Consider the following 19,710-nt stretch of genomic DNA (forward strand, 5'->3'; position numbering starts at 1 on the left):
TTGACGTGAATGACCGTTTGGGTCGTCTGTTTTATGAATTGGGCCAAACGTGGCCCAATTCAGCGTAAACACTCAGGTCTTGGCGGGCGATTCCAGCAAGACGCTGACGGTACGGTTGCGCCCTTGGTTCTTGGCCTGATACAAGGCTGCATCGGCTTGTGCAATCAATCCCTTGGCACTGATCGGGCCAGAGTGCTGCATGATGGTGGTGGCCCCAATGCTGATGGTCACCGTCCCCGTTGGGCTGCTGGCGTGTTGAATGTCCAGCGCAATGATCTCTTGACGGAGGCGCTCAGCCAATGCGATCACCTCATCGGCTGAGGGCAGGCTGGTCACCACGGCAAACTCTTCACCGCCGATGCGTGCCACAAACTCGCCCGCGCGACGCACGTTGCGTTGCAAGGCGTTCGCCACCTTTTGCAGGCAGGCATCGCCCGCCGGGTGCCCCAGCTTGTCGTTGTAACTCTTGAAGTGATCGACGTCGATGATCAGCAGCGTGATGGGGGTGGCATTGCGTCCTGCACGCGCCAATTCCGATTCCAATGTCTCGTCAAAGTAGCGACGGTTGAACAGGCGTGTCAGATGATCGGTGGTCGAGAGTTGGGCCAGCTCCTTGTTCACCCGTTCCAGCTCACGTGTCTGGATGTGCTGCAGCTTCAGGCTGGCATGCAAGCGCCGGTTGAGCGACAGGATGTAAGCCGTGATCAAACCACCCAGCACGATGGCGACACCACCGAGCCAGAAAGCCTGTTGCGCCCAATCAGGCAGTGCCGCCTCTTGCTCGATGAAAAAGCCGTCGAGCTTGAAGTTGGGCGACAGCAAGCCGGTTTCCGCGAACACCGTTCCGATGTCATGCCAACGGGCTTTGCTCATGTAGCCGATGTCCACCACGTCGGACTGAAGCAGGTTGTAGATGGATTGCGCTTCCTGACTCAGAGAGGCGCGATCCATTTTTGGGTGGTACTGACGGACGATCAGATCAATCACTTCTGACTGGTGCGTGAGCGCGTAGCGCCAGCCCTGAGTCAGCGCGTCGCGCATGGCTTTCACGACATCGGGCTGGGTCTTGGCAAACTGCGCCCGCGTGAACAGCGTGTCGCCATAAAAGTCGATCTGCAGGTCGCGTGGATTGAAGATCTTGTATGCAATGCCGTGGCGCGCGGCCTCGAACGGCGCGGTCGAGATGTAGGCCGTGGTGGCACTGATTTGATCGGGGCCTTCTTGAGCCAGGCTTGCCACCGTCCCAGTGTGGGGCACAAAGCGAATCTTGCGCAGGTCAACGCCAGCCTTTTCCATGTAGGCTGTCAACTCGGCAGAGTGGGTCTCGCCCATCACTGTCTTGCCTTCCAGATCCTTCACTGATTGGAGGTTGGCGTCGTGGCGCGCCAGGATCACGAACGGTGAGTGCTGAAAAATGGCTGCAACCGCCACCACTGGGCGTCCGCGATTGAAGTCCAGCAGCAGCGACGAATTACCAATGCCGAACTCGGCCATGCCGGACGTGACCGATTGCACGAGATCGAGATTCGGCCCCCCCTCGATCAGTTCAACATCCAGGCCCGCTCGGCGAAAGTACCCTTGGTCCAGCGCGGCGTAAAAGCCAGCAAACTGAAACTGGTGGTACCACTTCAATTGGACTCGTACTTTTTGCAGCGCCCCTTCAGCGGGAGATGCTGTGGCTGCCGCCGCCAAGCCAGACACCATGCATGCCAAAAGCAGGGCGGCAACGGAAAAGGCGCGGCGTAGGGACAGCATCCGGGAAGGGTGAGAGAGAGATCGGCGCAGTTTAGCTTGCCGGGACGAAGCGCTGGTGACCGTCAGTCGTTAGAAATGACCGCTATTCCCGTGGCTTTGTCGACCTTCTGCCTGATGTCGGGTGGCGGAGCGCTGCAAGCCCCCTCCAAAGTGGGATATCAACCAGTAAGGGCACCCGTTTCTCCGCTGGTTGAATAAGCCCGAGTGGATTAGACTGGAATGAGTCTATCAACCGGTGTTGCACGACCGATGCACATGCGTCACTTCATTCAACGGCTGGCAGTCATAGGGATGGCATTGCTGCTGCAATGCTGGATGACGGCTTTCGCGTGGGCGCAAGGGGCACCGAAGGTGATTCGCGTCGTGGGCGACGAGAACTACCCCCCGTATCTTTTTCTGAATGCCGAAGGCAAGGAAGAAGGTTTCCTGGTGGATGTCTGGCGCCTTTGGGAAGCCAAGACGGGCGTGAAGGTCGAGCTCAAGGCGCTCAAATGGGCGTTGGCGCAGCAAACCCTGCTGGACGGGCGGGCAGATGTCATCGATAACATCTTTGAAACGCCGGGTCGGGCGCCGTACTACGACTTCTCCCAACCCTATGCAGATTTGCCGGTCGCCATCTACCGCGACGTCTCAATCAGTGGCATTCGCAGCCTGGATGCACTGCGGGGTTTCAAGGTGGGTGTCATGTCGGGGGACGCCTGCATCGAGACCTTGCAGCGCGGCGGTGTGACTTCCCTGACGTATTACGACAGTTACACCAAGTTGATTCAGGGTGCGATGGCGCAAGACGTCAAAGTTTTCTGTCTGGATGAGTACCCTGCTGATTTTTATCTGTATCAACAAGGGGCGAACCGACAGTTCGTCAAGGCCTTTCAGCTAGGGAAGGGGCAGTTTCACCGCGCCGTACGCAAAGGCAATGTGGCAACGCTGCGTCTGGTCGAAGAGGGCATGGCGGCCATCACAGACGATGAAATGGCGGCGCTTCGTGAAAAATGGCTTGCCACGCCCAAGGATTACCGGGAGTACGCGCGTAATGCAGTGTGGGCTACTGGATTGCTGTCTTTGGGTGCGGCGGTTTTAGCGCTGTGGATCATCACGTTGCGACGCACGGTGGCAAGCAGAACCGCGGAAATCGTGCAGACCAAGGAGGCGCTGCAAATCAGCGAAGAACGTTTGCGTGCCGTGGGTGACAACTTGCCGGAAGGTTTCGTTTACCGCTACGGTGGCTTGCCTGGACAGCTGCGGTTTCATTATGTGAGTGCTGGTGTGGCAAATGTGCTTGAGCTGACGCCAGAGCAGGTGTTGAGCGATCCGGCCCACATTTTTCGGGCGATTGACCCGTCAGCAGTGGCGTCCTATATCGCCGCAGAGAAGCGCAGCGCACAGGACATGAGCGATTTTTCCGCTGTGTTGCCTGTGCGGTTGGCGTCGGGGCGGTGCAAATGGATTCAAGTGCAGTCCCATCCGCATCCCGCCGCAGATGGCGCGATTTTTTGGGACGGTGTCGCCCTGGACGCCACCGAGCGTGTCGAGGCGCTGGACAAACTGGCGGAAAGCGAGGCGCGGTTCCGTCGCGTGTTTGAAGACACCTATCAACCCATCTTGTTGCTCGAAGCCGGGCGCTACGTCGCAGCCAATCCCGCCGCCTTGAATGCCTTGGGGGCGACGCGGGCCGACGAGCTCATCGGCAAAACGCTCACTGACATTTCGCCCGACTACCAACCGGATGGCATGCTGTCTTCAGAGAAGGCCAGCATCATGCTGAGCGTGGCGTTCGCGCAAGGATGCAACGAGTTCGAGTGGGAGCACACGCGCGTGGACGGCCGCGCCATTCTGGTCCAGGTCTTGATCACGCCCATTCGCATGGCGGGCCGGGATGTGCTGCATGTGGTGTGGCGAGACATCACACAAGAGAAGCAAGTCCAGCGCGAACTTGATGAGTACCGCAATCGCCTGGAACAATTGGTGGACGAGCGCACCGCGGCCTTGCAAAGCGCCACGCAGGAGCAACAGGCTGTCTTTGATGCCGCCACGGTGGGCGTCATCCTGACCAAAGAACGCATCATCCAACGTTGCAACCGCACGATGGAAACGCTCTTCGGGTACGGCCCTGGCGAATTGATGGGGCGGGCCACGAATGTCTTCTACCCTGACGCTGCAACCTACGCAGACGTGAGTCAGGCGATTGTGGATGGCTTGACGTCAGTGGGGCACTTCCGTGAAGAGCGCGAATTGGTGCGCAAAGACGGCAGTCGCTTCTGGTGCCGAAAAATGGTGCAGGCGATTGATCGCGACGATCTCAGCAAAGGTTTCGCGGGCACGTTTGAAGACATCACGCTCGAGCGGCAGGCCTTGGATGAGATGGTCAAGGCGCGCAAGCTGGCTGAGGAAGCCGCGCAGATCAAGTCGGATTTCCTGGCCACGATGTCCCATGAAATCCGCACCCCCATGAACTCCGTGATGGGCATGACCTACCTGGCATTGCGGGCCGATCCCCCTCCCAAGATCCGGGACTACATCCAGAAAATCCAGTCATCCAGCCAGCTGCTGCTGGGGGTCATCAATGACATTCTGGACATCAGCAAACTGGAGGCGCAGCGCATGACGCTGGAGCAGGCTGACTTCAACCTTGAAAAAGTTCTGGCCGATGTGATGACGCTGTTTGCCGAGAAGGCGAGCAGCAAGGGGCTGGAGTTGGTCATCGATGTCGATGCCGATGTGCCGGTTGATCTGGTGGGGGACGCCCTGCGCCTCGGTCAAATACTGATCAATTTGACCAGCAACGCCGTCAAGTTCACAGAGCATGGCAGTGTGCAGGTGCACGTCGCCAGTGTGCGGCAAGAGGGCGCCCATGCCACGCTGCGGTTTGAAGTCAAAGATACCGGCATTGGCATCAACGACGAGCAGCGCGGCCGGCTGTTTCAGACCTTTCAACAGGCCGATACCTCGATCACGCGCAAATATGGCGGAACCGGGTTGGGGCTGGCCATCTCTCGCCGACTCACTGAATTGATGGGGGGTGAAATTGGTGTCGACAGCCAGCCTGGCGAAGGGTCTAGTTTCTGGTTCACCGTGAACGTGGGCGTGAGCGCAGGCAAGGTGAGCCCTGGCAGACGCTCCTTGCAACATGACTTCCGTTCCTTGCGCGTGCTGGTGGTGGACGACAGCGAGCCCGCGCGACGCACATTGTGCGAAATGCTTCGCAGCATGGGCATCGACCCGCACGAAGCGTCGAATGGGGGGGAGGCCGTCGACGAAGTGGTTCGAGCCGATGCAACGGGCCACCCGTATGCCCTCATCTTGCTGGACTGGAAAATGCCCGAGATGGATGGCTTGGCGGTGGCCAACGCGCTCCAGCGCAAGAACTTGAGCGTGGATCCAATCGTGCTGATGATCACCGCCTACGACCGATTGGATGTGATGCCCGCGGCGACGCAAGTGGGCATCAGCAATGTGCTGGTCAAGCCCGTCACGCCCTCGGCGTTGCTGGATGCCGTGATGGGTCACATCGGTGCTGCCAAGCCTACGCTGCCGCCCAGTGCTGTGGCCGTGCAGGGGTTGAGCCGCATGGAGGAGTTGGTGGGGGCGACGGTCCTTCTGGTTGAGGACGATGAGTTGAATCAGGAAGTGGCCACCGAGTTCCTCAAGGAAATGGGCTTGATGGTGGACTGGGCCGAAAACGGTGAGGTGGCCTTGGCCAAGGTTCAGCATCAGCCCTATGACGCTGTGCTGATGGACATGCAGATGCCGGTCATGGATGGTTTGACGGCATCGCAGGAAATTCGCAAGCTGCCTGACTTGGCGACGCTGCCCATTCTGGCCATGACGGCGAACGCCATGGCCAGCGATCGTGTGCGGTGTTTGCAGGCGGGCATGAACGACTACATCGCCAAGCCGATCGATCCGGTGGATCTGCAGGCCAAGCTGCGCAAGTGGATCAAGCCGGTGGCTGCGGGGCGCACCGCTGTGGCGGCGGTGTCCACCTCTGGGGATCAGGATGGGGCGGTGATCGCCTCCTTGCGCGGTATCCCGGGGCTGGATCCCGACTTGGGGTTGAAGCAGTCACTGGGCAAGCCCGCTTTGTATGTGAAGTTACTGGGTAAGTTCTGTGCAGGGCAGAAGGCCACTTGCGAGCAGATTGCACAGGCACTGGATCGTGGCGAGTTGGAGCCCGCAGAGCGATTGGCGCATACGCTCAAGGGCGTGTCCGCACAAGTCGGCGCCAACCTTCTTCGTGAGCAGGCCTCCCGCCTGGAGCGGGCCATTCATCAGGCCGAGCCCGATGCGGTGGTGCAACTGCACCTGCAAGACACGGCCGCCAGCCTCGCCAACTTGATGGGTGCCCTCGAAGCCAGGCTGCCCTGACCTTGCTAAGCTACATCCCTTTTGGTAGCCGATGGCAGGATTGAGATGAGCGATGCCGTGCCCCAAGTTGCTTGGGACTTGCCTCACCCACATGTCGAGCGTGTGGTGGTGACCAGCGAACACATTGACGTCATGAATCACACCAACAACGTGGTGTATCTGCGTTGGCTGGAATTGATTGCTTGGCAGCACTCCATGTCATTGGGGATCGGGCCAGAGGCCTTCACCCAGTCTGGGCAAGGCATGGTGGTACGTTCACACCATCTGGACTATCTGCAGGCGACGCATCTGGGTGATGAGGTGATGCTGGCCACATGGGTGGTGCACGTGGACAAGCTGTTCCTGACCCGCAAGTACCAGTTTGTGCGGGTGGCCAATGGGCAAACGGTCTTCAGAGGGGAGTCACACTTTGTCAGTGTGGACATCGAGTCCGGTAAGCCCAAGCGCATGCCTCAGCATTTTCTGGACGCGTACAGTGGCGCCAAAGTGTCTGCATAAAAGGGCTGTTGCGTGATGAAAATGCCATTGGGCCAGCGTTGGATGGTGGGAGCGCTCTGCAGCGTGGCGATGCATGCGGCACTCTCGGCCACATTCAACTCCTATGACGGGCCGGCGTTTTCAGCGACGGTCACACGTGGTGAGGTCACGCTGCCCATGCTGCAGGTTGATCGCCTGCAGAAAGGCGATCACCTGGTCATCACACCGTCGGAGGAGTTGGCCTCACGCAAGGACTGGCTGATGGTCTTGGCCAGCATCTCACGCTCCGGCACCGAGATCACGGTCAAACCCTATCCCATTCAGGAGGGGCAGCGCTTCGAACTGGATATTCCGGCGGATGACGCGGTGCCGGCCATCGTGATTGCACCGGCGCTGCGCACCTTGTTTGGCATCACCACCAGCATTGGCCAGTCAGCCGATCTGATCGAGCAGGCCATCCGCAGCGATCCCCAGCGGTTTGTGGAGTTGCAAAAGATTGATCAGATCAATCAGGCAGCCCGTGCGTTGGCAGATGTCTTGTCAGCCGTGCCGGCCAGCAAGGGCGTGGAAGGGCTGAACGAGGCCGCGCGTTCAGCGGCCACGCGTTATGGCTTGCCGGTGGTGAGCGTCGATTGCGTGAAGAACAATGGCGTCGACATCCAGTGTCTGGCCACAGAAATCGTGCGTCGCGCCAATGTGGAAGCCATGTCGGCGGACAAGTTGGGCTCGCTCAATGGCAAGCCTGATGAAGGGAAGTTGCCGGGCCAGCTGGACGAGGGCATCAAGACCTTCACGGCCGCAGCCGATTACTTCACGTCCCGGTATCGGGATCTGTATGACTTCACGCCGACGTTTGCCAGATCGGGGCAGGGTGCAGAGGGCGTCAAGCTCTATGCGATCGACCGCTATCGCAACGGAGGCATCAAGACGGCTTATGTGTACGTGCCGGCCTGGTTCCAGGGACGCACGCCGGCATTGACCGTCGAGAGCAAGCAGCCTGTTTGCCTGACGGCCGGTCGCCTTCCCTTGATCGCCACCGGGCGCCTGCCCCTGTCCAACTACTGGTACGACTGGCGCCTGGACCTGCTGGATGGCAGCAAGTCGAAGGCCGTGCAATCCGTGCCCATTTTGGACATGCACCCCGAGTTCGGGGAAGTCAATGTCCGTGTGGATGCTGCACAGTTGCCCCAGGCCGGGAATGTGGTGGCCGGCCGGCTGTCGGGCATGCTGGGCTTTCAGCGCTTGACCCTGCCTGACGCAGCGTTCGCTTTGCCTGTGATGAAAGATCTGGATGATGCGTTGCAAGGCGAAGCCAGCCTGATCTCGGGTGAGATGGGGCATCTGCGCGTGGCCTCGTCCTCAGCGTACTGCGTCCAGCAACTCAAGCTGCAGGTCAATGGTCAAACCATTGCTGCCAGCACCGCCTCAGCGCCCAACCGCCTGGATGTGGATCTGAGCCATGTGCCAGCTCAGAAAGCCGCATTGACTGTCAGTCAGGCTGGTGTGCCGGATCAGGTGTTTCCGCTGGACATCATGGCGCCTCGTACCCGCATCAAGTCACTGGTGCATCAAGATGGCGATGATGATGTGGCGGTGGAAGGTGAGCGTCTGGACCGCATTGCGCAGGTGCGTTTGGGCTCGGTGACGTGCGCACCCAAAGGCGCGCCCACGGCGGGTGCGACCGCTGCCATCAATGGCAAGTTGGTCTTGGGGTGTGATGCGGCCAGCAGCAATGCCGCCTTGCCCGATCGCGCCGTCGTGACCCATGTCGGTGGCAAGCCTGCTGCGTTGACGGTGGCTTTGACCAAGGGTGAGGCCCGACCTCGTTTCGCCTTGGCGGCAACCCCGACGGCCTTGCTCGTGCAGCCGTCTGACAAGGCACTTCAGTGGGGCGTGGCACGCACGGCTGGGGTGTCCACGGACGACTCGGGTATTGCCGTGCTCTTGCAAGCGCAAGAGGGCTACACCGTGCGCAATGGGGCGTATGCCTTGCAGTTGCGCATCAGTGAAGACGTGGCCAATGACAATGCGGTCTTCACGGTCCCGCTCATGGTCAACAAAGCGCGAGGTGAGCTGCGCACACGGGTGCCATTCGTGTACCCCGGTGCGTTGTTGCCAACGGTGGTCAACCATCTGCAATACCGTGTGGTGCACACACCGTCTGGTTTGGCTGGTGACTGGAGAGACGCGCCGCACGCCATTTTGATGCTGCCCAACTTCACCGCCACCAACTGTGGACCGGAGGCGGGGCAGTGGCAGTTACTGGGCGACCGCCTGGACTTGATTGAGGGCGTGGGTCACTTGCTGCCCGGCGAGTCCAGTGCGGCACGTTGGCAGGCTGTGCCTTTGAGCCGCTGCGGAGAGGGGGCGTGCCTGGTGTTGTCTGGCAAGGCCGCACCTCAGCAGATTGCGGTCAAGGTGGCATGGATTGATCAACCCTTTACCGTGACCCTGCCGCCTGCATCAGCCTGCGCTGCAGCGCGCTGAGTTTCAGCGCCGTGTGAGCAGGGCGCAGGCTTCACCGAAGGTGAGCTTGGCCGTGGCTTTGCTGGCCGCCGCTGTCGGGGGCTGGTCACACAGGTACTGCACGGCTGCCGCCGCTTCGGGGGAGCCTGGCACCTTGGCACCCTGGTCGCGCTGTTCACCCATGCTCAGCAGGCTGAACGTGGTGGCCATTTCCAGGTACGCAACGGCTTTGTCAGCCTGTCCTGCACGCAGCGCCTTCAACGCGTCGACCTGATTGGGAAGGTATTTTTCAGAGTATTCCACCTGCCCCTTTTGAAGCGGCTGAAACAGGTAGAAGAAAGCGCCTGCCACGCCCACGGTGGCTGACACCAGGGCAATGACGAGGCCGCCGCCTACGAGGGTCAAGGTGCTTTTGGTTTGCATGGAAAATGAATGAAGACGAAAGTAAGTCAGGCGTGAGGTACAGATTGTCGCCGTGATGGTTCAGTGCGAAGGCCGGGCAGCAGGCAGCGCGTACGTCCCCACCACATGGGCAACAGGTTCCGGTTTCCCTTCTGAGTACAACGAGACTTCGCCCACGGCCATCGTGCGGCCCATCTTGATGAGCTTGCACACCCCGATGACACGCTTGTCGCCATCGGGCTTGCGCAGGAAATTGATGTTCAGGTTGGTGGTCACCGCCAGCGGCACGATGCCGATCTCACCGAGGATCGCCACGTACAAGGCCACATCCGCCACGCCCATCAAGGTGGGGCCCGAGACCGTGCCACCCGGCCGCAGATCGTGTGCCTCCACATCCAGCGACACGGTGGCACCCAACTGTCCCACAGCATCGATGCGGATCTTGGAGTGTGGAAATTCCCGGGCGATGAACGCGGCAACTTCTGCGGTGGTGGCCATCTGGGCTCCTGGTCTGGGTCGGGCAGGGGTCAGGCCGGCACACCCACGATGACGCTGGAGGCCTTGAACAAGGCCGTCATGGGCTGGCCGACGACGATGGCCAGATTCTGACAGCTCTCGCTGGTCACAATGGCCGCCACACTCAGCCCCTCGCCCAGATCGATGATCACTTCGGTGTTGACGGCGCCGTCTTGCACGCGGGCGACCACGCCACGGAGTCGGTTGCGTGCAGACAGTTGAACCGGCGTGTCTGCGGGCATCAGGATGATGGAAGACGACTTGACCAGCGCGAAGGCCTTGACGCCCGGCGTCAAGCCCAGTGAGAGGGCGCTGTCGTGCGTCACGATGGCGGTGAGTGTGTGATCGGAGGCCAGCTTCAGCGAGACTTCGTCGTTGACGGCACCGCGCTTAACCTCCGTGACCGTGCCCAGGAATTGGTTGCGTGCGCTGGTTTTCACGGCAAGGTGCTTCAAAAGCAGATAGTCCTGTGTGAGGTGTTGTGCTTGTTGGGCCAGTTGTTGCACAAAGGCTTGGTGCGCTTGCTCAATCACCTGAAAGTTGTGGACCAGTTGCTGGCCACGTGGGGTCAGACGTGTGCCGCCGCCGCCTTTTCCGCCAGCGGCCCGTTCGACCAGGGGTTCGCCCGCCAGATTGTTCATGGTGTCGATGGCATCCCAGGCGCCTTTGTAGCTCATGCCCACCGCTTTGGCAGCCTGCGTAATGGAGCCGCTTTGGGCCAATTGCGCCAGCAGGGCCATGCGGGCGCTACCGCCCAGCTTTTCGCCATCGGCGCTCAGCCAGATGGCACCTTCCAATGAGAGCGGTGGCGTGGTCGTGGACATGGGTTCGAGGTCGTGCAGTGGCGTCACCTGACGATGATGCCGTTGTCCATGTGGAAGACGTCATCGCCAAAGGCTGCAACGTCTTCCCGATCATGTGTAATCAGGATCATCGGGATGTTGAGCCGACGCTGGACGGCGTCCAGTTCTTCGCGCAAGGTGTCTCTCAGTGCCTGATCCAGGGCAGCAAAGGGTTCGTCCAGCAACAGGATCTGGGGCTGGGTGACCAAGGTGCGCGCCAGTGCTGTGCGCTGCCGTTGTCCGCCTGACAGTTCGTGCGGATGATGGTGGCACAGCCCTTCTAGCTGGAACGCGGCCAGCCAGTAATCCACACGCTCATCATGCTGGGTGCGGCGTGTCGGGAGCCAATGCCTGTTCAACCCAAACGCAATGTTCTGGCGCACGGTGAGGTGAGGAAACAGCGCGTAGTCCTGAAACAGATAGCCCACTTGCCGCGCCTGAGTGGGCAGGTCAATGCCTTGGGTCGAATCAAACAAGGTGCGCCCATTGACGCAGACGTGCCCGGCATCGGGTGCCAGCAAGCCAGCGATCGTGCGCAGCGTCATGCTTTTGCCCGATCCTGACGGGCCGTGAATGACGATCCGTTGTGCAGCGGATTGCAAGGCCACCTTCAACGTGAAGGTGCGGTGACGTGAGCAGAGTGTTTTGTCAAAAGCAAGATCGACCAGCATGACAAGCCTCACGTCCGATGCGTTTGATGGCCGGGCGCCAGGCGGTGCGCAGCCAACAGCACGACCATGCAGGTCGCAGAGATCACGAGCACCAGCGTGCCGGCGACATCGTCTTGTCCGGCTTGCACCGCTTCGTAAACGGCCACGGACAAGGTTTGCGTTTTGCCCGGAATGCTGCCCGCGACCATCAGCGTGGCCCCAAACTCACCCAGAGCGCGCGCAAAACCCAGCAAAATGCCGGCGACGATGCCGCGCCAGGCCAAGGGCAAAGTGACGCGACAAAACACCGCCCACTCCGACAAACCGAGGACCCGTGCGGCCATCTCGAGTTGCGCATCCACGCCTTCAAACGCCGCACGAGCGGGCTTGAACACCAGCGGGAAGGCCACGATGGTGGCGGCGATCACAGCGCCTTGCCATGTGAAGATGAGTTGAATGTCCCACGTGGTTTGCAGCCATCGGCCCAACCAGCCCTTGCGCCCCAGCAGCACCAGCAGGTAATAGCCCAGCACCGTGGGTGGCAAGACCATGGGCAAGGTCAGGAGGGTGTCCAGCAAGTTGCGGCCCGGAAAGCGCAGGCGGGCCAAGGCGTAGCCCACCCCGATCCCGAGCAGGCTCGTGAGCAGCGTGGCCCATCCGGCAACCTTCAGCGACAGCCACCAGGCCGACCATGCCATGTCCATGCGTGCAATGCCCGGTTCAGGGCTTCAAGAAGCCATATTTGGCCAGTGTCTGTTGCCCAGCGGGCGACAGCACATAGGCCACGAAGCGACGCGCCTCCTCCGCATGCGTCGATCCCGCAATCGGTGCAATCGGGTAGTGAATGGCCTCCTGGAGCGGAACGGACAAGGCAACCCTCACCTTGTCTTTCATGATCGCGGCGTCGGTCGCATAGACAAAGCCCGCATCGACCTCACCGCGCGCCACATAGTCCAAGGATTGGCGGACGTTCTGGGTGTTGACAACTTTGGCCTGAAGGGCGGTCCACAGTTTGGCGGCTTCCAGAGCACGTTGGGTGTAGCGTCCCACGGGTACGCTCGCCGGGTTGCCGATGGCAATTTTTTGGATCTGAGGGGCGTTCAAATCTTTCAGGGCGCCCACACGCGAGGCGGTGTCGGCTGGGGTGACCACGACCAGTGTGTTGCGCGCGAACTTGCGGCGTCCGCTGGTCAGGATGAGGCCCTGCTTTTCCGCCTGATCCATGGACTCCTCGTCTGCCGAGGCGAACACATCCACGGGTGCCCCCTTGGCGATCTGCTGCAACAGCGCACCAGAGGCCCCAAAGTTGAGCAGAACTTTGCTGCCAGGGTTTTGGTGCTCGAAGCCCTGCGCCATCTCCTTGAAGGCGTTGGTCAGGCTGGCGGCTGCCGATACCGTGAATTCGCCGGCCTGAGCCAGGGTACTTAGGCAAACCAGGGCGGCACCAATGAAGGCGGACGGTCGGATGCGACGCATGATGGGCATGAATCCAAGTGAGGGATAGCGCAATATACCTGTGTATATAGTGCTTCGCACATCCTCCGATCGGCGTATGCGAGTCCGGGGATAATTCAGGCTTGAGGCGGCGTCTGCATGGCGCCCCTGGATTGACCACTTCCCATGAATCAAGCTGATCACCGCGGATTCAACTCGCGCCTGGCCCGGCGCTTTGCGCAGATTGCGGCCCCTTACTGGCGAGAGTCCGACGAAAAGTGGCGGGCCATCGGTCTGCTGTCGCTGTTGATGTTTTTGCTGCTGGGGCAGACGTGGTTCAACGTGGCGTTCAACCATGAGTCGGGCGAGTTCACCTCGGCACTGGCCGCCGGGGATGCGGACCGTTTCTGGTCGTCCATCAAGCGCTATACCTTCTTGCTGGCCGCCGCTGTGCCGGTCTATGGGCTGTACTACTTTGTGCGCGACACCTTGGGCTTGCGGTGGCGCCGTTGGCTGACCGAGCGGTTTCTGAACCGCTATTTCGCCCATCGCGCTTACTACCGACTCAACAGCAGCGCCGCGATTGACAACCCCGATCAGCGAATCGCGGAGGACATCAACTCGTTCACGCAGCAGTCGCTGTATTTTTCGATGATCCTGTTGTCATCGCTGATCCAGTTGGTCGCCTTTTCGCGGGTGCTGTGGTCCATCTCTCAGGGGCTGGTTTACTTCCTCATTGGCTACGCGCTGGTCATCACGGTGTTCACGGGTGGCGTGTTTGGCCGGCGTCTGATTGGTCTGAACTTCTTGCATCTGCAGCGGGAAGCCAACTTCCGCTTTGGCCTGGTTCGGGTGCGTGAACATGCTGAACCGATTGCCTTGCACGATGGCGAGGCCCGAGAGATGTCGGCCCTGATGCGGGTGTTCGAGTCTCTGTATGCCAACTACCGGCAGGTGCTGCGCTGGCAGTTGAAATTGAACACGTTTCAGTATGCGCACAGCTTTTTGACCGTGGTGCTGCCGGTGGTCATCATTGCCAACGATGTGTTATCGGGTGACCTGGAGGTCGGGCGTGCCATTCAGGCGACCGGGGCCTTCACGGCCATTTTGAGTGCCGTGTCGGTCATCGTGGAGCACTTTGAGGGCTTGAGTCGTTTCTCTGCGGGCGTGGATCGGCTGCATGCGTTTTCGCGCTCACTCGACGACGATGCCTCGTCGACTCAGCAGGAGCCGGGCCAGCCGGCGGATCGTGTGGTGACCCGACCCGGTCAGCACTTGAGCCTGCAGCGTCTGACGGTGTACACCCCGAACAAGGAGCACCTGATCCTGCGTGACCTGACGGTGGATGTGCCGCCCGGACACGGCCTCATGATCACGGGCCCCAGTGGGGTGGGCAAAAGTTCGCTGCTGCGCGTCATCGCGGGGTTGTGGCACACCGGGTCTGGCGCGGTGGTTCGCCCCGCCAGCCCGGACATGGTGTTCCTGCCGCAGCAGCCCTATCTGCCGTTGGGTGATTTGCGTGCGCAATTGCTGTATCCGCACACCGAGCGCGACATCTCGGATGCCGAGTTGCTGCAATGGCTGGCCGCTGTGAACTTGCCTGATCTGGCCGAGCGCTTTGGCGGGTTGCATGCTGAGCTGGATTGGGGCAAGGTGTTGTCGGTCGGTGAGCAGCAGCGACTTGCGTTTGCGCGTGCGTTGCTGGCCAAGCCCCGCTACCTTTTGCTGGATGAGGCCACCAGTGCCCTGGATGCCGACAACGAACGCTTGCTTTACAGTCAGTTGGCGGGGCTGTCCATCACGCCGATCTCGGTCAGCCACCACCAAGCCATCGTGGCGTTCCACAGCAAAGTGCTGAACGTGATCGGGGAGGGCGCCTGGTCGATTGAAACGGTTGGGGGCGCCTCAGGGGCGTCAACGGCCGCTGGTACCATCGCCGGCTTCTGAAGGACATCTCACATGCAACTGGATTCGATTCTTGTCTCGACTGGCGTGGTCGCCTTGGCTGAAATTGGCGACAAGACCCAGTTGCTGGCTTTCATCCTGGCTGCGCGCTTCAAAAAGCCCGTGCCCATCATCCTGGGCATTTTGCTGGCCACCATCATCAACCATGGTCTGGCTGGTGCCTTGGGCGCGTGGGTGACGTCGGTCTTGAGCCCGCAGGTGTTGCGCTGGGTGCTGGGCCTGTCCTTCATCGGCATGGCCATCTGGACACTGATCCCCGATGAGATCGAGGACGAAGAAACGCAGATCGCCAGCCGGCTGGGGGTGTTTGGCGCCACCTTGGTCACCTTCTTCCTGGCCGAAATGGGCGACAAGACGCAGGTCGCCACCGTGGCCATGGCCGCGCATTACGCGCAGCCTTTGATGGTGGTCATCGGGACGACCTTGGGCATGTTGATCGCCGATGTGCCTGCCGTGTTTGTGGGGGACAAGTTGTCTGCACGCATTCCGATGAAGTTGGTGCACACGATTGCCGCGGGCATCTTTGCGGTGCTGGGGATCGTGACTTTGCTGGGCGCAGGCGCGTCGTTTGGATTCTGATGTGAGGGTGTGCCATGGCACGTGTTCAGTTTGATTTGCCCGAAGCCTTCATCTACACCACGGATGTGCAGGTGTACCTCAGTCACGTCAACCAGGCGGGACATCTGGACAACGCGCAACTGTTGACCTTGCTGTCCGAGGCGCGGGCACGCTTCTTCAAATGGCTGGGGTGCACTGAGTTCGATGTGGGCGACGATGCCTCCATCGTCGTCGGGGACCTGATCGCCCAATACAAGTCCGAAGGTTTCCACGGCGATGTGCTTCGGGTGGAACTGGTGCCGCAGGACTTCAACAAATACGGCTTCGATCTGGTCTTCAAGATGTCTCAGGCGGACTCCGGGCTGGAGGTGGCGCGCGGCAAGTGCGGGATCGTGTTCGTCCATGTGGACACCAAGCGCCCGACGCCACGCCCAGCCAGCTTCATGAGCCGTTTGCTGGCGCAGGCCCCTGGCCTGACGGTGGCGTGAGGTGGTGATGCAGTCTGCGGTGCTGGGTGCGTTTGACCACTACGCCTATGCCGTGGTGGCCGTGGTGGGCACGTTTTTGGCGGTTTGGGCTTGCGACTGGCTCTTGCGTCGCTCTCGATGGGCAGCATGGTGCGTGTCATGGCAAGGCGTGGTGCCGCCTTTCATCAACATCCTGGGGATGATGTTTGGCCTGACCTTGGCGTTTCTGGCCAATGACACCTGGAGTGCGCACGACCGCGCCATCAATGCGGTCTATCGCGAAGCCGATGCTTTGCGCACGCTGGCAGCCTTGTCTACGCCCTTGCCCGAACCGCAGCGATTGCAACTGCGCCAAGCCATGGCCGACTATGGGCAAACCAGTGCGGACGAGTGGTCGTGGCTGGCCCAGCGCACGCAACACCCGGACATGCAGCGGCGGGCCGATGCCCTGATGATTCGCGTTGCGGCCAAAGACGTGCGCGAGGCCTTGGGCGACACCGTTCAAAAGCTCATGCTGGACAAGGTCAGCGAAATGCGACGTGAACGTGATTTGCGCGTGTCCTTGAGTCAGACCCATGTGAATCCGCTCAAATGGCTGGGCATGGCATTCCTTGGCTTGCTGACGCTGTTGTCCGTGGCCGTGGTGCATGTAGACAAGCCCCGTGCCGCGCTCATGAGCATCATGCTGTTTGCCTGTGGCGCTGCGCCCACGGCAGCGATCGTGCTGATCCAAGGCAACCCATTTCTGGCGCCGACTGCGGTGACGCCCGAGCCGATTTTGTCTGTGCTGCCCGCATTGCGGCCTGCACCCTGAATGCGTGACGTCACGCAAGGAGCGCCCGGTCATGAGTGATGTGCACGCCGACGAACAACGCCTGATCGATCTGGAGATCAAGATGGCGTTCATGGAAGACATGGTCGAAAGCCTCAATCAGGTCATCGTCCAGCAGCAGCGGCAAATTGATTTGTTGGTGCGCGAGACGACTCGCCTGCAGTCCCAACTTGAGCAAGGCGCTTCAACGCCCACGTTTCGCAGTTTGCGAGATGAGTTGCCACCTCATTACTGAGGACTGAGGCTCACCGGCTGTGGCAGACCGGCCGTACACACCACACATCGTCATCGTCCCAGTGCTCGCATAGAAGGCGTGCCACGCGGCCTTGCCACAGTTCCCGGAAGCGAGCGAGCTCATCGTGGCTGGCTTCGCCGTGGATGCAACGAGGCAGCAAAGATGCCATCTCCGGGTCTGCCGGCACGCGATGCAATTGAGCTTGCGCTTCAATGCTTTGACCGTTGTCGATGCGGGTGAAGCGGAGCTGCAGTGCCTGCTCAGGGTGATCGAACACCTGTCGCTGCTGCCGCACGAATTGACCGCCTATGCCTTTGAACCCACCGTCTTGTGCGGCACCGGTGAGCAAAGTCAGGATGCTGGCCACCACACCCGTGACGCCTTCTGTCAACGGTTGCTGAAACTGGATGCGCACGCCACCCCGCTGTGGCACGGTTTCGGGGTACAGCCGCTGCATGGCTTTGTGTCCCAGCGCATACGCCGAGGCCACGGTGGGGCAAGAGTGGCCAGCCAGCTTCACGGCATCGGCATAGTGGTAGAGCAGGATGCCGTCTTCCGCGGAGCCCAGAAAGGCAGCCAGAGGATCCTGAACCCGCAGGGACGGGACTTGGTCAAAAAACGCGGGAAAGTGCATGACGTGAATCTTCGGAAGGGCAGTGTGCCGTTTTTGACCTAGCGCATGGCGCAGGCAACGCCGCCGGATGACAATAGGTTCATCAAAAATGAACCTTTAAATCATGTCACATCCTCACCTGCATTTGTCACCTTCGGGCCTGTATCCGTTTGATGCGCGTGGCATTGCCAAGCGCTTTCGCCACGCCGCCATTTTTGGCGCGCTCGATGCTTTGCAGTCGGGCGAAACGATGCGCTTTTGCAATGACCACGATCCCCTGCCGTTGCTGGATCAATTGCGCGCCCGCTATGGCGACCGCGTGAGCATCGAGTACCGGCAGCGTGAACCGGGTGCCATCGTGATTGACTTTGCCGTGGTCGGATGACCGAATCATCTCCGGACGAGCCGCGCTTGGCGGGAGACTTGGCCATCTGGCTGGTCATCCTGGCCGAGTTGCTGACCTTTGCGCTGCTGTTTCTGGCCTACGCCTTCACCCGTGCTGGGCAGGTGGCGGTGTTCAATGCCGGGCAAGGCACCTTGAATCTGCATGCGGGCGTCATCAACACGGTGCTGCTGATCACCGGGAGTTGGTGCGTGGCGCGAGCCGTGCATGCGGCGCGGCAGGACCAATCGGGCAGCAGTGCCAAGTGGTTGCTGGGCAGCTTGACCTGCGGCCTGTCGTTCTTGTTCATCAAGGGACACGAATATGCAGACAAGTGGCAGGCGGGCTTGGACATGTCCACCAACGACTTCTACATGTTCTATTACATGCTGACCGGCTTTCACTTCCTGCATGTGGTGGCCGCGATGGGGTGGTTGGCCTTCTTGTGGTTCAGGACCCGGCAGGGCACGTATGGTCGTCACGATTGCCATGCCCTCGAAACAGGGGCGGCGTTCTGGCACATGGTTGACCTGCTGTGGATCGTGCTGTTTCCTTTGGTCTATGTGATGCGATGAGCCTTCCATCCTTCTCCGCCAAGCAGGTGTTTCGCCTGAACCGCAATGGGGCCATCTTGTTGGCCGCCACCTTGATCACGTTCGCGCTGGGTGAAAGCGGGCTGGCGGGTGGGCGGGGCGCCTGGCCCGTGCTGCTCATGTTCGGTTTGGTCGCGCTCAAAGGCAGCCTGGTGATCCTGGATTTCATGGAACTGCGCCATGCGCCGCCGCTGTGGCGTTGGCTGCTCATCGGCTGGCTCACCCTGGTGATAGTGGGTATTTTGGTCGCCTATGGGTGGTCCTTGCGGGCTTGATGCTTGGGCGGCAGTTGAAACTGCTTACATCTCCCGACTGTGAGAGGCGGGCTGACTTGAGTAAGATTCGCCTCCATCGAGAATGTGTTGTTTGACCGATAGGAGCCATGAGATGACCCGTACCAAGAAGCTGTTGGCCTGGATTGTTGCCATTGCCATGAGCCATACCGCTGGCTTGCAGGCTGCGCAGGCCGCCATGATTGCGACCGATTCTGTGGCCACGCACAGCAGCCTGACTCAGGTGGAGGCCCGCCGCGCACAAGTGCTGGCGACGCTGAACCGCGCCGATGTGGCCGAGGCCTTGGTGGCCAAGGGTGTGGACATGGACGCAGCGCGTGCGCGCATTGCCTCGCTGTCTGACCAGGAAGTGGTGGCTTTGGCCGATCAACTCGACCGTGCACCTGCGGGTGCGGCCGACATCCTCGGCACGATCGTGTTCATCTTCGTGTTGTTGTTGGTGACGGACATCTTGGGCTTCACCAAGGTCTTCCCCTTCACCCGTTCGATTCGTTGATTCGTTTTCGAATGACAGCAGTCTGGAGGGGGATGGCCGCATGCATGCTGGCCTTCTGTCTCCAGGGCTGTGCTGATCTGCTGGCCACCCAGTCTCGTGCCGTGATGGCGCATCCGCCTGCTGGCATCGCGCCGGTGGCCGAACTGAGGGGCGTGCCTTTCTTCCCCCAGACAGAGAATCAGTGTGGCCCCGCCGCCTTGGCGACCGCCATGGGAGCGGTGGGCGTGCAGGTGCCGCCCCAGGCGCTGGAGCGTGCCGTGTTTTTGCCGGCGCGGCAGGGTAGCTTGCAAGTCGAGATGCTGGCGGTCGCGAGGCGTCATGCGTTGGTCGCGACCCGCCTCGGCAACGATCTGCCTTCTTTGCTTCGTG

At 60.7% G+C, this 19,710-nt stretch carries 20 protein-coding genes and 1 pseudogene; 13 read left to right on the forward strand and 8 right to left on the reverse strand.

All coding sequences use genetic code 11. The annotated features are described in order from the left end of the window. Positions 1–72: 72 nt before the first annotated feature. Complete coding sequence (locus ACMV18_RS00875) at positions 73–1,755, reverse strand: diguanylate cyclase (protein ID WP_420816321.1); 1,683 nt, start codon at positions 1,753–1,755, stop codon at positions 73–75. 291 nt (positions 1,756–2,046) lie between these two features. Here ACMV18_RS00875 and ACMV18_RS00880 point away from each other — a divergent pair, with 291 nt between their 5' ends. Genes ACMV18_RS00880 through ACMV18_RS00890 form a run of 3 tightly spaced genes read left to right on the forward strand, consistent with a single transcriptional unit; the run spans position 2,047 to position 9,084 of the window. Further along, complete coding sequence (locus ACMV18_RS00880) at positions 2,047–6,120, forward strand: response regulator (protein WP_420816322.1); 4,074 nt, start codon at positions 2,047–2,049, stop codon at positions 6,118–6,120. A 57-nt stretch (positions 6,121–6,177) separates the two neighbouring features. Then, complete coding sequence (locus tag ACMV18_RS00885) at positions 6,178–6,618, forward strand: acyl-CoA thioesterase (RefSeq protein WP_420816323.1); 441 nt, start codon at positions 6,178–6,180, stop codon at positions 6,616–6,618. A gap of 15 nt (positions 6,619–6,633) precedes the next feature. Then, entirely contained in the window at positions 6,634–9,084 is a 2,451-nt protein-coding gene (locus ACMV18_RS00890; protein WP_420816324.1) for a hypothetical protein, read from the forward strand. A gap of 3 nt (positions 9,085–9,087) precedes the next feature. Here ACMV18_RS00890 and ACMV18_RS00895 read toward each other — a convergent pair whose 3' ends face one another. The 6 genes from ACMV18_RS00895 to modA are packed head-to-tail and all read right to left on the reverse strand — an operon-like array spanning position 9,088 to position 12,949. After that, a complete protein-coding gene (locus tag ACMV18_RS00895) occupies positions 9,088–9,486 on the reverse strand; it encodes a hypothetical protein (protein WP_374257195.1) in 399 nt (132 codons plus the stop codon). Positions 9,487–9,546: 60 nt separating this feature from the next. Then, entirely contained in the window at positions 9,547–9,963 is a 417-nt protein-coding gene (locus ACMV18_RS00900; RefSeq protein WP_420816325.1) for a PaaI family thioesterase, read from the reverse strand. A 29-nt stretch (positions 9,964–9,992) separates the two neighbouring features. Beyond that, the gene (locus ACMV18_RS00905; protein ID WP_420816326.1) at positions 9,993–10,805 is read right to left on the reverse strand and encodes a TOBE domain-containing protein; all 813 of its coding nucleotides are present in this window, start codon (positions 10,803–10,805) and stop codon (positions 9,993–9,995) included. Between the two features lie 23 nt (positions 10,806–10,828). After that, a complete protein-coding gene (locus ACMV18_RS00910; RefSeq protein ID WP_420816327.1) occupies positions 10,829–11,494 on the reverse strand; it encodes an ABC transporter ATP-binding protein in 666 nt (221 codons plus the stop codon). A gap of 8 nt (positions 11,495–11,502) precedes the next feature. Continuing rightward, positions 11,503–12,177, reverse strand: a complete 675-nt coding sequence (gene modB, locus ACMV18_RS00915; RefSeq protein WP_374257203.1) for a molybdate ABC transporter permease subunit — start codon at positions 12,175–12,177, stop codon at positions 11,503–11,505. Positions 12,178–12,193: 16 nt separating this feature from the next. Beyond that, positions 12,194–12,949, reverse strand: a complete 756-nt coding sequence (modA, locus tag ACMV18_RS00920) for a molybdate ABC transporter substrate-binding protein (protein ID WP_420816335.1) — start codon at positions 12,947–12,949, stop codon at positions 12,194–12,196. A gap of 144 nt (positions 12,950–13,093) precedes the next feature. Between modA and ACMV18_RS00925 the strand changes: the two genes are divergently transcribed. From ACMV18_RS00925 to ACMV18_RS00945, 5 genes are read left to right on the forward strand one after another with little or no spacing between them, the layout of a single operon-like run. Then, entirely contained in the window at positions 13,094–14,854 is a 1,761-nt protein-coding gene (locus tag ACMV18_RS00925; protein WP_420816328.1) for an ABC transporter ATP-binding protein/permease, read from the forward strand. 18 nt (positions 14,855–14,872) lie between these two features. Continuing rightward, the gene (locus ACMV18_RS00930) at positions 14,873–15,451 is read left to right on the forward strand and encodes a TMEM165/GDT1 family protein (RefSeq protein ID WP_420816336.1); all 579 of its coding nucleotides are present in this window, start codon (positions 14,873–14,875) and stop codon (positions 15,449–15,451) included. Positions 15,452–15,465: 14 nt separating this feature from the next. Further along, the gene (locus ACMV18_RS00935) at positions 15,466–15,918 is read left to right on the forward strand and encodes an acyl-CoA thioesterase (RefSeq protein WP_420816329.1); all 453 of its coding nucleotides are present in this window, start codon (positions 15,466–15,468) and stop codon (positions 15,916–15,918) included. 7 nt (positions 15,919–15,925) lie between these two features. Next, positions 15,926–16,711 (forward strand): hypothetical protein, encoded by a 786-nt coding sequence (locus tag ACMV18_RS00940; RefSeq protein ID WP_374257259.1) that lies wholly within the window; start codon positions 15,926–15,928, stop codon positions 16,709–16,711. 31 nt (positions 16,712–16,742) lie between these two features. Beyond that, positions 16,743–16,964, forward strand: a complete 222-nt coding sequence (locus ACMV18_RS00945; protein ID WP_374257209.1) for a SlyX family protein — start codon at positions 16,743–16,745, stop codon at positions 16,962–16,964. 10 nt (positions 16,965–16,974) lie between these two features. On the opposite strand, the gene ACMV18_RS00950 is transcribed toward ACMV18_RS00945, so the two are convergent. Next, positions 16,975–17,598: a hypothetical protein gene (locus ACMV18_RS00950; RefSeq protein ID WP_420816330.1), complete on the reverse strand. Its 624-nt coding sequence runs from the start codon at positions 17,596–17,598 to the stop codon at positions 16,975–16,977. Between the two features lie 103 nt (positions 17,599–17,701). On the opposite strand from ACMV18_RS00950, the gene ACMV18_RS00955 reads away from it, so the two are divergent. The 5 genes and pseudogenes from ACMV18_RS00955 to ACMV18_RS00975 form a co-directional block, all read left to right on the forward strand. Continuing rightward, positions 17,702–17,962, forward strand: a complete 261-nt coding sequence (locus ACMV18_RS00955) for a DUF2249 domain-containing protein (RefSeq protein WP_374257211.1) — start codon at positions 17,702–17,704, stop codon at positions 17,960–17,962. Continuing rightward, positions 17,959–18,534, forward strand: coding sequence for a cytochrome c oxidase subunit 3 family protein (locus ACMV18_RS00960; RefSeq protein WP_420816331.1), 576 nt, complete (start codon positions 17,959–17,961; stop codon positions 18,532–18,534). The genes ACMV18_RS00955 and ACMV18_RS00960 overlap by 4 nt, the downstream gene beginning before the upstream one ends. Next, the gene (locus tag ACMV18_RS00965) at positions 18,531–18,827 is read left to right on the forward strand and encodes a cytochrome C oxidase subunit IV family protein (protein ID WP_420816332.1); all 297 of its coding nucleotides are present in this window, start codon (positions 18,531–18,533) and stop codon (positions 18,825–18,827) included. The genes ACMV18_RS00960 and ACMV18_RS00965 overlap by 4 nt, the downstream gene beginning before the upstream one ends. Positions 18,828–18,939: 112 nt before the next feature. Beyond that, entirely contained in the window at positions 18,940–19,341 is a 402-nt protein-coding gene (locus tag ACMV18_RS00970) for a PA2779 family protein (protein ID WP_420816333.1), read from the forward strand. A gap of 32 nt (positions 19,342–19,373) precedes the next feature. Next, a pseudogene (locus ACMV18_RS00975) lies at positions 19,374–19,710 on the forward strand (hypothetical protein); the annotation flags it as partial.

The sequence above is a fragment of the Aquabacterium sp. genome (assembly GCF_048860245.1).
In the GTDB taxonomy this organism is placed as follows: domain Bacteria; phylum Pseudomonadota; class Gammaproteobacteria; order Burkholderiales; family Burkholderiaceae_C; genus Aquabacterium.

What these genes read in the sequence shown, in the direction of transcription:
- ACMV18_RS00925 (WP_420816328.1), top strand. Translation starts at nt 13,094, where the DNA reads ATGAATCAAGCTGATCACCGCGGATTCAACTCGCGCCTGGCCCGGCGC.
- modA (WP_420816335.1), bottom strand. Translation starts at nt 12,949, where the DNA reads ATGCGTCGCATCCGACCGTCCGCCTTCATTGGTGCCGCCCTGGTTTGC.
- ACMV18_RS00905 (WP_420816326.1), bottom strand. Translation starts at nt 10,805, where the DNA reads ATGTCCACGACCACGCCACCGCTCTCATTGGAAGGTGCCATCTGGCTG.
- ACMV18_RS00895 (WP_374257195.1), bottom strand. Translation starts at nt 9,486, where the DNA reads ATGCAAACCAAAAGCACCTTGACCCTCGTAGGCGGCGGCCTCGTCATT.
- ACMV18_RS00910 (WP_420816327.1), bottom strand. Translation starts at nt 11,494, where the DNA reads ATGCTGGTCGATCTTGCTTTTGACAAAACACTCTGCTCACGTCACCGC.
- ACMV18_RS00945 (WP_374257209.1), top strand. Translation starts at nt 16,743, where the DNA reads ATGAGTGATGTGCACGCCGACGAACAACGCCTGATCGATCTGGAGATC.
- ACMV18_RS00940 (WP_374257259.1), top strand. Translation starts at nt 15,926, where the DNA reads ATGCAGTCTGCGGTGCTGGGTGCGTTTGACCACTACGCCTATGCCGTG.
- ACMV18_RS00960 (WP_420816331.1), top strand. Translation starts at nt 17,959, where the DNA reads ATGACCGAATCATCTCCGGACGAGCCGCGCTTGGCGGGAGACTTGGCC.
- ACMV18_RS00890 (WP_420816324.1), top strand. Translation starts at nt 6,634, where the DNA reads ATGAAAATGCCATTGGGCCAGCGTTGGATGGTGGGAGCGCTCTGCAGC.
- ACMV18_RS00935 (WP_420816329.1), top strand. Translation starts at nt 15,466, where the DNA reads ATGGCACGTGTTCAGTTTGATTTGCCCGAAGCCTTCATCTACACCACG.
- modB (WP_374257203.1), bottom strand. Translation starts at nt 12,177, where the DNA reads ATGGACATGGCATGGTCGGCCTGGTGGCTGTCGCTGAAGGTTGCCGGA.
- ACMV18_RS00950 (WP_420816330.1), bottom strand. Translation starts at nt 17,598, where the DNA reads ATGCACTTTCCCGCGTTTTTTGACCAAGTCCCGTCCCTGCGGGTTCAG.
- ACMV18_RS00965 (WP_420816332.1), top strand. Translation starts at nt 18,531, where the DNA reads ATGAGCCTTCCATCCTTCTCCGCCAAGCAGGTGTTTCGCCTGAACCGC.
- ACMV18_RS00900 (WP_420816325.1), bottom strand. Translation starts at nt 9,963, where the DNA reads ATGGCCACCACCGCAGAAGTTGCCGCGTTCATCGCCCGGGAATTTCCA.
- ACMV18_RS00880 (WP_420816322.1), top strand. Translation starts at nt 2,047, where the DNA reads ATGGCATTGCTGCTGCAATGCTGGATGACGGCTTTCGCGTGGGCGCAA.
- ACMV18_RS00955 (WP_374257211.1), top strand. Translation starts at nt 17,702, where the DNA reads ATGTCACATCCTCACCTGCATTTGTCACCTTCGGGCCTGTATCCGTTT.
- ACMV18_RS00970 (WP_420816333.1), top strand. Translation starts at nt 18,940, where the DNA reads ATGACCCGTACCAAGAAGCTGTTGGCCTGGATTGTTGCCATTGCCATG.
- ACMV18_RS00875 (WP_420816321.1), bottom strand. Translation starts at nt 1,755, where the DNA reads ATGCTGTCCCTACGCCGCGCCTTTTCCGTTGCCGCCCTGCTTTTGGCA.